Origin of the sequence: Paenibacillus sp. alder61 (assembly GCF_020179875.1) — a bacterium.
GTDB lineage: Bacteria > Bacillota > Bacilli > Paenibacillales > Paenibacillaceae > Fontibacillus > Fontibacillus faecis.
In genome coordinates this window covers 146,832-158,425 of sequence record NZ_JAIUDG010000007.1, presented here as the reverse complement: position 1 = coordinate 158,425, position 11,594 = coordinate 146,832, and the positions used below count along the sequence as shown (strand labels likewise).

Sequence of the window (11,594 nt, the reverse complement as noted above, 5' to 3'; positions counted from 1 at the left end):
ATCGGAAAGGCGGTAAGAACATGAGTAAAATCAAAAAAATTCTTATCGCCGTTTCCGTCCTTCTGTTGGTATTTTCCCTGACTAATCTTGCGAGGATGCTCGTGGGGGACTATATCGAACAACAGAAAATCAAAAGCCTGACCGAGGCATGGGCGGAAGGGTCGGACACGGGTCAAGCAAAGGTGCTCCCTTTAGCCGCGAAGTCGCGTGAGCCGGTCATGCTTCCCGAGTTTCGGGAGCTTTACGAAAGAAATTCGGACATTGTCGGGTGGTTAAGTGTGGACAATACCCGCATTAATTACCCGATTATGCAGAATCCGCAGGATCCGGAATACTATCTCAATCGCGATTTTGATCAAAAGAAAACCAAGAGCGGTCTTCCCTTTTTGGATGCGCACAGCCGGATTAACGGCTCGGACATTTTGCTGATTCACGGACACCACATGAAAAGCGGCTGGATGTTCAAAGATTTGTCGAAGTATAAGAACGAAAGCTTTTACAAAGAGCACGCCACGTTCCAGTTCAGCACGCTATATGAAAAGGAAGAGTATGAGATTATTGCCGTGATCCTGTCAAAAGTTTATCGCAAATCGGACGACGTTTTTAAGTACTACCAGATTGATAAGGTACGTACGCCCGCTGAGTTTGATGATTATGTTCAGAACATCAAAAAACTCGCACTTTACGACACGGGCGTAACGGCCCAATACGGCGACAAGCTTATTGTACTGTCTACCTGCGAGTACTCGACCGACAACGGGCGGTTGGCGGTAGTCGCCCGAAAGCGTAAATAACTAGAGTCAAACCGCTTCACAGAAATCACGTTCTCCTTTGGAGGACGTGATTTTTTATTGGAAGTGTCCGGTAGATCATCAATGTATGCTAATATAACAACATGTAGATTGATTGAGATAGAGGTGAATTATAGTGTACTTGGCTCCATTATTTGAAAACGATGTACCGGTTGCACTTTTGCGCCCTTAGTGGAGTAAAGGTGACTACCACATCTCCTCCGTTAGGGGCTTCGGTGACCTAAAATAAAGCGGAGGGAACAAAAATGAAAAATACCTTGTTAGGATCTATATATCTAGCTTTGGCCGCCAGTATTTGGGGCGGTATGTACGTTGTTGTTAAAGTTGTCGTTTCGGTAGTGCCTCCATTGGAGTTGGTGTGGATACGGTATTTAGTGGCTATGGCGGCACTGATCACGGTCGGGTTGATAACACGACAGAACTGGCGGATTCACAAACGTGATTTTTTAATCATTATAGCTATTGGAGTCATTGGCAATACCATTTCGATTGTTACTCAGGAAATGGGGACAATGCATTCCTCGGCACAAATGGGAGCCATTATAACTTCCTCAACACCGGCGTTTATGGTGATTTTTGCTCGTCTCCTCCTGAAAGAGCGGTTGACTTTAAAAAAGGGGCTCTCTATTGGTTTAGCAACAATCGGGGTTCTTTTCATTGTTGGGGTCGGTGGAATGAACTTGTCCATGAAACTTGGAGGTATATGGCTCCTGATAGCTGCGCTAACATGGGCACTAATGTCTGTACTTGTAAAGCTTGTGCCTAATCAGTATTCACAAATTACGGTAACCACTTATTCCATCTTGGTGGCCCTTATTGTACTGACCCCTTTTGTTTTGCCGCGATTGCACGAAATTGACGCCTCTCAGCTGGCTCACCCGACGATTTGGGGTGGATTCTTGTATTTGGGCATTGCTTCAACTGCAGGTGGATTTTTACTTTGGAATCGGGGTCTGCAATTGCTTAACGCCTCAAGCGGAGGGCTATTTTTCTTCTTTCAGCCCGTGGTTGGAACCTTGCTCGGATGGCTTGTTCTAGGAGAGAACATTGGTGTAACGTTTTGGTTCGGCTCCACATTGATTTTTATTGGCGTTTTATTGGCTATAAAAGAAGATCGATAGTACCGAAACCCCTTCAACTATAGGCTGAAGGGGTTTTATTATCCGGTTTTAGAGTTTTTTGTTGCAACTACAACAAAAATAAGATAGAATTTTTACATCCTATTTTGTTGTAAATGCAACAAAAACTAGCCAAGGAGATAATGATGAAGGACATTCTTCGTGAAATTGGTATGATCGCAAGGGCATTGGATTCAATAAGCAATATAGAGTTCAAGGAATTCGACCTCACCAAAGGGCAGTATCTGTACCTTGTGCGAATCTGCGAAAACCCGGGAATCATTCAGGAAAAGCTGGCCGAGATGATCAAAGTGGATCGAACCACGGCGGCTCGTGCTATAAAGAAACTTGAAATGAGTGGATTCATCGAAAAAAAAGACGATCAACAAAACAAGAAAATAAACAGGCTCTTTCCAACAGAGAGAGGGGCAAATGTTTATCCAAATATAAAAAGAGAGAACGAGTATTCCAATAGTGTCGCCTTGGAGGGTTTTTCCGAGGGAGAAATAGAGACCCTGGTCCATCTTCTCCAGAGAGTAAGGAGAAATGTCGAGAAGGACTGGGAATACGTAAAAAAGGGAAATAAGAGAGCATATTGATGAAGGAGCGACATAATCAAATGGCTATAACTATAAAAAAGTGCACCCTTGACGATGTAAATAAACTTCAAGAAATTAGTTACGTCACATTTAATGAGACGTTTAAGGAACAGAATTCGCCCGAAAACATGCATGCCTATCTGGAGAAAGCTTTTAACTTGAGGAAACTGGAAAGTGAGTTAGCCCATCCTTTTTCGCAATTCCTTTTTGCTTATGTTGGTGAGGAAGTGGCTGGATATTTAAAGGTCAACACGCATGAGGCTCAAACGGAAGATATGGGGGAAGAGTCACTCGAAATCGAGAGAATTTATATAAAAAGCGAGTTTCAAAAACATGGGCTCGGCAAAAATCTGCTGAACAAGGCCATACAAATTGCGGCGGAACAGGAAAAGAAGAAGATATGGCTAGGCGTATGGGAAAAAAACGAAAATGCGATCGCTTTTTATAAGAAAATGGGATTTGTTCAAACAGGATCGCACTCCTTCTATATGGGAGATGAGGAGCAAACCGATTTTATAATGGTCAAAACCTTGACCGGACGTTAAAACTTCCCAATAATGCAGGTATAGAGACAACGGGAGGTATCGTCAAATTGACCAGATTGCAAGGTAAAATCGCCATAGTCACGGGGGCGAGCCGGCCGGGCGGAATCGGGGCCGCGATTTGTCGGGCCTTGGCTAACGAAGGCGCCAGCCTGTTCTTTACGCATCTGTACGACTACGATAAAGAAATCAATCCGAACGATGCGGATGAGAATTGGCCCGATTTATTTGCGGGAGAGCTGCGGCAGTTGGGCGTTCAAGCGGCACACATGAAATGGGACCTTTCCGTACCGGGCTCCGCGTCCGACTTGTTAAGTGAAGTCCGAAAAGCGATGGGGCTTCCCACGATCCTCGTCAATAATGCCGCGTATAGTGTCGATGCGGATTTTCGTCAATTAAACGAGTCTCTCATCGACGCTCATTGCGCCGTAAACATTAGGGGCACCTTCATGCTGTCCGCTGAATTCGCGCGTATGCTCGAGGCCGAGAAAAAAGCGCAAGCTTCCCCTAGTGTACTCGGCGGCCGAATCATCAACCTCACTTCGGGTCAAGGCAAGGGCCCTATGCCCGGCAATCTTGCCTATGCCGCGACCAAAGGGGCCATCTCCGTTTTTACCGAATCTCTGGCCGCAGAGCTGGCACCGCTGCACATTACCGTCAACGCCGTCGATCCCGGTCCTACCGACTCCGGTTGGATGTCCGAAGAGGTGAAGAGCGCGCTACTGCCGAGTTTTCCGATGGGTCGAATCGGTCTTCCGGAGGATGCGGCCCGTCTGATCGCTTTTTTGGCAAGCGACGAGGCCCAATGGATTACCGGCCAAATCATCCATTCTAGAGGCGGTTTCTAACGGGACGGACCATATGAGGGTTTACAGTTTATTTCATTACACCATGCTTATAAGGGGTCATCCGCAAGGATGACCCCACGTATACGTTAGCTGCTGCGGATGAAGCCAAACAACAAGTGTTTACAGAAGAGACGTTTCCCGCTTTGAAAAAAGATTAATGAACGAAGACATTGCCCATTTGCTCTTCGAAGATGAGTCCATGATCCGGGATTACCAGGCGCTTCGGCATACCTGGTTTCTTAAAGGGAAGCAACGCATTACCCAGACTACAGGCAAACACCGCGGGTAGCTCCGTGTCATGTTTAGCCTGCTCCTCTCTCTTTGACGAACAACCATAATCCAATTGCAAAGAAAAACAAAATATAGGAGATATCTATCGCTAACGACATAGGTAAACCAACTAATTCCGATTTATATTGTGATGTGCTCCAATAGACACTTAAATCATCATGATGAATGAATAAAATGTGCGTCCATGATGTAGATAAGAGACTACTTCCAAATATTATCTGAAGAAAGTATAGCACTAAACTACCGCCTACTGCGATAGCAGCTGATCTCGTCCACACACCAATCAAGGATGCTAGACTTGCATAAAGGCAACATTGCAATACGAGTGCTCCGATAGAGTATATAACATGCGTCATGTCGCCCCATTGCATGTTTTGTGGAGCCATCAGAAGATTCAATAACAAAGAAACAATGAATATACTAGCAACACTCGTAACGATGAGCAAGATCATCGCAGCAATTTTGGCAACATACAACCGTGAGCGCGAGGACGTATGCAGGAATAGTTGTTTCAGAGTACCATAATGATACTCATCCGTCCAAATAAGAGGTGATAAAACAATCGCCCAAGGTAGAATTACAAGCATTCCCGATAGGCCAAGCAAAGCAGCTACCATTTGGGCCACCGTAACATCAGCCTTGAGATTACTGATGTACGACCAAGACAACAGTACCGTCATCACAATAAAACCAATGTGTGAAAGAATAAAGATTCTTTTATTCACTACCTTCAAACATTCGTTCCATAACAACTTAACTCACCTCACTGCGCGCAGTTGTCCATTCTAAAAACTTATCCTCTAAACTCGTATGTGCCGGCAACACCCGATGAACTTCCACCCCGGCATCACACAATGCTCGAATCAGCTTTGGAACTTGACCTTCATCAATAGCTACTGTCATAGTATGCAAACCGTTAGATAATTTCTCTGTCTGCATATAATCCAATACATGATGATCATCCCCAAACAAGTTAACCACAACTTCGCTTGTAAGCTCAATATTATCAATGTGAAGAGTAATACAGAAGTTTCCATCATTTAACCCATCATCAATCCGCTGCTCTATCACTAAGCGGCCATTCTGTATAATAACCACTCGGCGTGCCATCTGCTCAATCTCAGACAGTTGATGACTGGAGATCACAATTGCTACGCCCAAATCTGCCGCAATTCTATTTAAATAGTTCCGGGTTTCACGGACACCAGCAGGATCAAGTGCATTCATCGGCTCATCTAACACAAGCAACTTTGGTTTTCGCAGTAGTGCTTGTGCAATTCCCAAGCGTTGTTTCATTCCCATGGAGTACGTGCCTACTCGCTGCTTAAGCGCATGTTCTATCCCAGTCAGACTGGCTACCTCCAGCAACCAATCCTTATTCGCATTTTTGTGCAAACGCTGATATTGACGTAAATTTTCGTACCCACTCAAATAAGGATAGAATGCAGGTGCTTCAATCACTGCCCCTACATTGATGAGTGCTTTAGAAAACTGACTCTTAATACTGTAGCCTGCAATCCGCACGTCCCCGTCACTTATTGTGCTTAGACCAACTATCATCTTCATCGTGGTTGTCTTGCCCGCTCCGTTCGCACCAAGTAGTCCAATAATCTCTCCCTCTGCCACATCGAACGATATGTCCCGCACAATCAACTTGCCCTTGATTTCTTTCGTTAGGTTTTGCACCGATAGTACCGTTTTCAATTGTCCCACTCCTTACATTCTTCATTTTCAATATAATAAAAAAAAAAGTAGGAAACCATCGAACTTTCTTACAAACATTCGTTCAAACTAACAGTTTTGTCACTTTGTAAATGTGTTCATCGCCTTGCCTTTCGCTATTTTCAAAAACTCTTGTAATTCTGGGTTTATATTCGTCTTTCGGGATGCAACGGCTAGTTCCGCAACAATTTTAGAATCACATATGGCTTCGTAGACAACTTCTGATTGATATAATTTATTTGCAGACACCTATCCGCTGTTAATCATTAAACTAGAAAGAGATATTATTAGTGAACGAACAAAGTCGGGTCTTCAAGCAGCAAGATCAAGAGGAAAGAAAAGTGGGAGACCTACTAAGAAAGAAGATAAAGTGGAAATGGCTGTTAAGATGTATAAAAGTAAAGACTATACAATTAAGCAAATTACAGTGGCGACTGGTATCAGTAATACCACGCAGTATAGGTATTTAGAGAAGGCGCACTAGGGTTGCCTCAGTAAATTGGTTGCATAAATTACATTTCATGTAAAATATCTGACGGACTAGAGCAGCAACCCTGTGACTATGCCAGCTAGCCATCTCTCCGGAGCGTGCCGGTGCTGCCGGCCGCGACAATTTCTCCGGATCTCATCGATCGGTTGTCAGAGCTATGGCCATCAACCTGGAGGCATCAAGGGCAGCACGGACCACCACAGTCGATTATGAACCCGGTGCTGTTTTGAGAGGTTTTCGGCTGTTGTGCGAATGGGATAGTGAAATCAAGGAGGTCGCTTTTGTGATTCGAACCGACGCTATTCCTGAAGAGGAACCAAAAAAATGAAAGCCCAAAATTTTCGAAACTTTACTGACGGAAGTTGTCAGTAAAGTTTTTTTACAATAGGGGTAATTCAAATTAAAGGAGTGTATATTTTGCATACAAAAAAGGTGTATATTTATGTATTTGATACGATGGCGGACTGGGAGGTAGGTTATTTAACGGCCGAACTGAACTCAGGGAGATATTTTAAAAAAGATACAGCGCCCTTAGAGTTGATTACCGTAGGCATGGACCATCACCCGGTCACGACCATGGGAGGTATGAAAATACAGCCTAGTATATCTGTTGCTGAATGCAATTTGAAAAATACGGATGTTTTGGTTCTCCCGGGCGGAGATACTTGGCTGGAGGCTGTCCATGAGCCTATATTGAGAATAGCCGCCGAAGCTGTGAAAGAAGGGGCGGTTGTCGCGGCGATTTGTGGTGCAACCACGGGACTTGCTAAGATAGGAGTGCTGGACTCAAGAAGGCATACAAGCAATGATCTGGAATATATGAAAATGCTATGTCCTGAGTACCGTGGAGAGCGGTATTATGAAATGGAACCGGCCGTAACCGATGGGAACTTAGTAACCGCGTCAGGAGTCGCGCCATTGGAGTTTACGATGCATGTGTTGAAGCTGCTGGATGTATTTGCACCCGAGACCTTGCATGCATGGTTCCATCTATATCGGACGCATGAGCCAAAATACTTTTTCGAGTTGATGGAATCTATCCATAGCGAATAAAAAGGGCTCGAATTAGTTTGGATGTCGTGAGAAAAAGAGGGGGCCTCCCGATGGCGAAATGGGATAATATGCTGTCCATGCTTTGGATGCTGCGATCCGGAAGGAAGTTTACGGCCGCGCAGATTGCGGACAGTCTGGAGATTAGCGTGCGAACCGTATACCGGTATATCGACGCACTGTGCGCAAGCGGAGTGCCGGTCGTCGCGGAATCGGGCCATGACGGCGGCATCCGCATTCTGGAGAGCTTCAGGGAAACGCCGCTGTTCTTCAACTCCGTAGAGCTTAAGGCGCTGGTGGACGCGTTTAAATTTGCCCAAGGCGCCGGATACCCATATGCCGAGGAGTTGGAGAGCGCGCTGAAAAAGGTGGAGAACGGGCTGCACGAAGAGCAGCGCCACGACCTATCCCGCCAGACGAGCGGCATGGATGTGATTTCTCCGGTGCGTCCGCCTTCCGTCGTTCCGTTACTCAGAGATCTGGAGGAGGCGGCCAAGGAAGGGCGAACCGTCCGCATCGTCTATCGCAAGGCGAATGCGGAACAGGCCAGCGAGCGTGCAGTCGATCCGTACGGGCTGGCTTACGACCGGAACGAATGGTACGCGGTCGCGTTTTGCCATCGGTCGCAGGCCGTACGGACGTTCCGCGTGGACCGGATCGCGCGGCTGGAGCCGACCGAAACGCGGTTTGAGACGCCGGAGCGTTTCTCCGCGTCGGCTTATTTCCGCGACCAGTCCAATCGGGGACGGGAGGCGGACGGACCGCTGGCGGTCATCCGGATCGAGGGAGAGCAGGACGTGCTGAACGAAGTATGCGGTCACTGGCATATGCGCCACTATTTGACGGAACGAACCGATCGGGAGGCGAGGTTTCTGCTCGACGTTCCGACGATGAACAAGTATCTGCCGACTTACCTGATGTCGTTCGGTACGGCCATACGCATTCGGGAGCCGCTGGAGTTGCAGCGCCGGATTCGCGAAATGGCCCGCGAAATCGCCCAACATTACGAAGACGATGCCGATTGAACTAGGCTGACAGCTAGTTGTCAGCGAAGAGGCTATATGATACAGATACGGCTGAGGCAGTTGGGGTATCCGGGGTGGAGCGGTGGAACATCAGATTCCACTTGACACCATCGGATAGGTGTTATAGCATGATCCTAATAATTAAAATACGTTGAAAAGGAATAGTACGATTATCCAAGCGAACAGAGAGCTGTTGGTTGGTGTGAAACAGCCGTGGAGGAAATCGGAACTCACCTTGGAGTTGCTCGCTGAACCCAGAGAAGTAGGCGGAGCCGGAGCCTGACCGTTATCATCAGGAGGATGCCAGGTTTGTCCTTTCGGCAAACCCGTATCCGTGGAGTGCATGCCGGGCGACGGCGTGAATTCGGAGTGGTACCGCGTAAGATGTCAAAGTCTTTCGTCTCTGTTGTAGTGGAGACGAAAGGCTTTTTTTGTGCATCCGGTCTTTGGCAGATAAGCCAAAAAATCGACGAAAGGAAAGATACCCATGAGGAATGTTGAAAAGTACGTCAGAGGATATTTTATGCCGCCGGAGACGAGCTTGAATTGGACCCGGAAAGAGTATATTACGGAGGCTCCGATCTGGTGCAGTGTCGACCTTCGCGACGGAAACCAGGCGCTGATCGTTCCGATGAATTTGGAGGAGAAGCTGGAATACTTCAAAATGCTCGTAGAGATCGGATTTAAGGAGATCGAAGTCGGATTTCCCGCAGCCTCGGAGACGGAGTTCACTTTCCTGCGCACCCTGATCGAGCAGGAATTGATCCCGGACGATGTCACGATCCAGGTGCTCACTCAATCGAGAGAGCATATTATCCGCAAAACGTTCGAATCGCTGAAGGGCGCGAAAAAGGCCGTGGTTCATTTGTACAACTCGACCTCCGTGGCGCAGCGGGAGCAGGTATTCCGCAAATCCAAACAGGAAATTATCGACATCGCCGTTAACGGCGCCAAATTGCTCAAGCAGTGCGCGGAGGAAACGGAAGGGAACTTCCAGTTCCAGTATTCCCCCGAGAGCTTTACGGGGACGGAGATCGAGTTTGCGCTGGACATCTGCAACAGCGTGCTTGACGTATGGCAGCCGACGGCGGAGAATCCGGTCATCATCAATCTGCCGGCAACGGTATCCATGTCGATGCCACACGTCTACGCCAGCCAAATCGAGTATATGAGCGAGCACCTGAATTTCCGGGAGCATGTGATTTTGTCGCTTCATCCGCATAACGACAGGGGAACGGGCGTAGCCGACGCGGAGCTGGGGATGCTGGCGGGAGCTCAGCGCGTCGAAGGCACCTTGTTCGGAAACGGGGAGAGAACGGGGAATGTGGACATTGTGACGCTGGCTCTCAACATGTATTCCCACGGGGTGGACCCGAAACTGAATTTTGAGAACCTCCCGGCGATCGCTTCCGTCTATGAACGGCTGACCAAAATGAGAGTCAGCGAAAGACATCCGTACGGAGGCGAGCTGGTATTCACGGCTTTCTCCGGTTCGCACCAGGATGCCATCGCCAAAGGCATGAAATGGCGTGAGGAGAAGGAGCCCCGGCATTGGTCGGTTCCTTATCTGCTCATTGATCCCAAGGATATCGGCAGAGAGTATGAAGGCGATATTATCCGCATCAACAGCCAGTCCGGTAAAGGCGGAATCGGATACGTGCTGCAGTTGAAGTACGGACTCGATCTCCCGGCGAAAATGCGCGAAAACTTCGGGTATTTCGTTAAAAACGTGTCGGACCAGCAGCAAAAGGAACTGATGCCGGAGGAAATCTACGATATTTTCATGAAGGAATACGTGAACATCAGCACTCCTGTGGAATTTATCAAATACCGCTCCGCAGACGATGAAGGCTTTCAAACGGTGGTCACGATCCGGACCGGTCATGAAGTCAAGGAAATGGAAGGGACCGGGAACGGAAGACTCGATGCGATCAGCAACGCGCTGCAATCGGGTCTCGGCATGAACTATACCGATTTGATCTACACTGAGCACGCTCTGGAAACGGGATCCAAATCCCAAGCGGTTTCTTATATCGGGATCACGGCTTCCGACGGCAGAATCTACTGGGGCTGCGGCATTGATGTGGACATCATGACCTCGTCCGTAAAAGCCCTGTTTAGTGCCGTGAATCAATTCAGCCGGAGTGCCCGGAGATAAGTCCGGTCAGCATAGATTTTCAAATAACGGGCCCTTTTGCAGCAGGCAAAGGGGCCCTTGCTAATAAGGTGATGATACGAATGCATCCGGAATCCGAAAAACCAAATCATCATTATCTCCCGCTATTAAACAAGGTCTCCGTCTTTTCGTTCGCCGAAGCCGATTGGAATACGTTTGTAGAACGGACTGTCGTGAAAAAAGTGGGGCAAGGAACGCGAATCGTTGAAGCGGGTCAACGGGTGCACCATGCTTATTTTTGCTCGGAGGGATTATTTCGTCTGTTTTATCTTTTGCCCGATGGAAGAGAATATAATGTGGCGTTCTCCCTGGAACAAGATTTTGCGACCTCTTACGGCAGTATGGTAAAGGGGGAAGCAATGCATCCTGGACGACGAACGAGTACACTGACCTTCAGATCAGATTGTCAAAGCGGAGGTAGATCGAATGCGTTATATGATGATTGTTTTGGTAGAGTTTTATCCATCCTGGCTGGCGTTACCGCGGGAAGAACGTCGAAAGCACGCGGCTTCTTTGGAGGACATTATTCAAAAATACAGGGGACAGGTGAGCGTGCGCTTTTTTGACGCGGAGGCGCTTCCGGGAAAGGAATATACGGATTTCATCGTATGCGAAACGGAGGATATGAAGCCTTATCACTATATGTGGGAAGAAATTCGGGATTCCGCCCCGTATACCAAGGGGTACATGAAGATTAAGGATGTCATTATGGGTTTGGAAAACGCGTTTCAGTCCTACGAATCGGACATGCTTAACTTGGACGAGCGACACTAAGCTGCAAGCAACGTCTTTGACGCGGTCAAAGGCGTTGCTTTTTCTATTTTGGTAAAATTCGGCCGATCTTTTGCATTAATTATAAATATCTTAGAAATAAATATTTAAATCTAGCGGCACTATTGATACACTAGGACCATATGATAT

General features: G+C 47.4%; 13 protein-coding genes, 3 pseudogenes and 1 other annotated feature. Of the genes and pseudogenes, 13 read left to right on the top strand and 3 right to left on the bottom strand.

Annotated features, from left to right (window positions below; translation table 11 throughout):
* Nucleotides 1-20 precede the first annotated feature (20 nt).
* From srtB to LBW89_RS09290, 6 genes and pseudogenes are all read left to right on the top strand, one after another.
* On the top strand, nucleotides 21-794 hold the full coding sequence (gene srtB, locus LBW89_RS09315) for a class B sortase (protein WP_148453870.1): 774 nt from the start codon (nucleotides 21-23) through the stop codon (nucleotides 792-794).
* Nucleotides 795-1,057: 263 nt separating this feature from the next.
* The gene (locus LBW89_RS09310; protein ID WP_148453868.1) at nucleotides 1,058-1,933 is read left to right on the top strand and encodes a DMT family transporter; all 876 of its coding nucleotides are present in this window, start codon (nucleotides 1,058-1,060) and stop codon (nucleotides 1,931-1,933) included.
* A 143-nt stretch (nucleotides 1,934-2,076) separates the two neighbouring features.
* A complete protein-coding gene (locus LBW89_RS09305; protein WP_148454560.1) occupies nucleotides 2,077-2,529 on the top strand; it encodes a MarR family winged helix-turn-helix transcriptional regulator in 453 nt (150 codons plus the stop codon).
* A 20-nt stretch (nucleotides 2,530-2,549) separates the two neighbouring features.
* Nucleotides 2,550-3,074, top strand: a complete 525-nt coding sequence (locus tag LBW89_RS09300; RefSeq protein WP_148454558.1) for a GNAT family N-acetyltransferase — start codon at nucleotides 2,550-2,552, stop codon at nucleotides 3,072-3,074.
* Nucleotides 3,075-3,121: 47 nt separating this feature from the next.
* Nucleotides 3,122-3,919, top strand: a complete 798-nt coding sequence (locus tag LBW89_RS09295) for an SDR family oxidoreductase (RefSeq protein ID WP_148453866.1) — start codon at nucleotides 3,122-3,124, stop codon at nucleotides 3,917-3,919.
* A 74-nt stretch (nucleotides 3,920-3,993) separates the two neighbouring features.
* Nucleotides 3,994-4,205: pseudogene (locus LBW89_RS09290) on the top strand (IS630 family transposase); the annotation flags it as partial.
* 16 nt (nucleotides 4,206-4,221) lie between these two features.
* Here the strand turns inward: LBW89_RS09290 and LBW89_RS09285 are convergent.
* The 3 genes and pseudogenes from LBW89_RS09285 to LBW89_RS27470 form a co-directional block, all read right to left on the bottom strand.
* Nucleotides 4,222-4,962, bottom strand: a complete 741-nt coding sequence (locus tag LBW89_RS09285; protein ID WP_148453864.1) for an ABC transporter permease — start codon at nucleotides 4,960-4,962, stop codon at nucleotides 4,222-4,224.
* A gap of 1 nt (nucleotide 4,963) precedes the next feature.
* Nucleotides 4,964-5,914, bottom strand: coding sequence for an ABC transporter ATP-binding protein (locus LBW89_RS09280; protein WP_148453862.1), 951 nt, complete (start codon nucleotides 5,912-5,914; stop codon nucleotides 4,964-4,966).
* A 99-nt stretch (nucleotides 5,915-6,013) separates the two neighbouring features.
* Nucleotides 6,014-6,181, bottom strand: a pseudogene (locus tag LBW89_RS27470) (LysR family transcriptional regulator); the annotation flags it as partial.
* Nucleotides 6,182-6,194: 13 nt separating this feature from the next.
* Between LBW89_RS27470 and LBW89_RS09275 the strand changes: the two are divergent.
* The 7 genes and pseudogenes from LBW89_RS09275 to LBW89_RS09245 form a co-directional block, all read left to right on the top strand.
* Nucleotides 6,195-6,416, top strand: a pseudogene (locus LBW89_RS09275) (helix-turn-helix domain-containing protein); the annotation flags it as partial.
* A gap of 163 nt (nucleotides 6,417-6,579) precedes the next feature.
* Nucleotides 6,580-6,750, top strand: coding sequence for a hypothetical protein (locus tag LBW89_RS09270; protein ID WP_170287108.1), 171 nt, complete (start codon nucleotides 6,580-6,582; stop codon nucleotides 6,748-6,750).
* A gap of 89 nt (nucleotides 6,751-6,839) precedes the next feature.
* Nucleotides 6,840-7,475 (top strand): type 1 glutamine amidotransferase family protein, encoded by a 636-nt coding sequence (locus LBW89_RS09265; RefSeq protein WP_148453860.1) that lies wholly within the window; start codon nucleotides 6,840-6,842, stop codon nucleotides 7,473-7,475.
* 50 nt (nucleotides 7,476-7,525) lie between these two features.
* Nucleotides 7,526-8,497 (top strand): helix-turn-helix transcriptional regulator, encoded by a 972-nt coding sequence (locus LBW89_RS09260; protein WP_148453858.1) that lies wholly within the window; start codon nucleotides 7,526-7,528, stop codon nucleotides 8,495-8,497.
* Between the two features lie 142 nt (nucleotides 8,498-8,639).
* Nucleotides 8,640-8,905: a binding site (T-box leader), on the top strand.
* 79 nt (nucleotides 8,906-8,984) lie between these two features.
* Nucleotides 8,985-10,655 (top strand): 2-isopropylmalate synthase, encoded by a 1,671-nt coding sequence (gene leuA / locus LBW89_RS09255; protein WP_225039050.1) that lies wholly within the window; start codon nucleotides 8,985-8,987, stop codon nucleotides 10,653-10,655.
* 80 nt (nucleotides 10,656-10,735) lie between these two features.
* Nucleotides 10,736-11,239: a Crp/Fnr family transcriptional regulator gene (locus tag LBW89_RS09250; protein ID WP_225039049.1), complete on the top strand. Its 504-nt coding sequence runs from the start codon at nucleotides 10,736-10,738 to the stop codon at nucleotides 11,237-11,239.
* A complete protein-coding gene (locus LBW89_RS09245; protein WP_225039048.1) occupies nucleotides 11,121-11,447 on the top strand; it encodes a darcynin family protein in 327 nt (108 codons plus the stop codon). Before LBW89_RS09250 ends, LBW89_RS09245 begins: the two co-directional genes overlap by 119 nt.
* Nucleotides 11,448-11,594: the final 147 nt, after the last annotated feature.

Bases quoted from the DNA above. Each gene is read 5' to 3' on its own strand.
- srtB (WP_148453870.1), top strand. From the start codon at position 21: ATGAGTAAAATCAAAAAAATTCTTATCGCCGTTTCCGTCCTTCTGTTG.
- LBW89_RS09310 (WP_148453868.1), top strand. From the start codon at position 1,058: ATGAAAAATACCTTGTTAGGATCTATATATCTAGCTTTGGCCGCCAGT.
- LBW89_RS09305 (WP_148454560.1), top strand. From the start codon at position 2,077: ATGAAGGACATTCTTCGTGAAATTGGTATGATCGCAAGGGCATTGGAT.
- LBW89_RS09300 (WP_148454558.1), top strand. From the start codon at position 2,550: ATGGCTATAACTATAAAAAAGTGCACCCTTGACGATGTAAATAAACTT.
- LBW89_RS09270 (WP_170287108.1), top strand. From the start codon at position 6,580: ATGGCCATCAACCTGGAGGCATCAAGGGCAGCACGGACCACCACAGTC.
- LBW89_RS09260 (WP_148453858.1), top strand. From the start codon at position 7,526: ATGGCGAAATGGGATAATATGCTGTCCATGCTTTGGATGCTGCGATCC.
- leuA (WP_225039050.1), top strand. From the start codon at position 8,985: ATGAGGAATGTTGAAAAGTACGTCAGAGGATATTTTATGCCGCCGGAG.
- LBW89_RS09250 (WP_225039049.1), top strand. From the start codon at position 10,736: ATGCATCCGGAATCCGAAAAACCAAATCATCATTATCTCCCGCTATTA.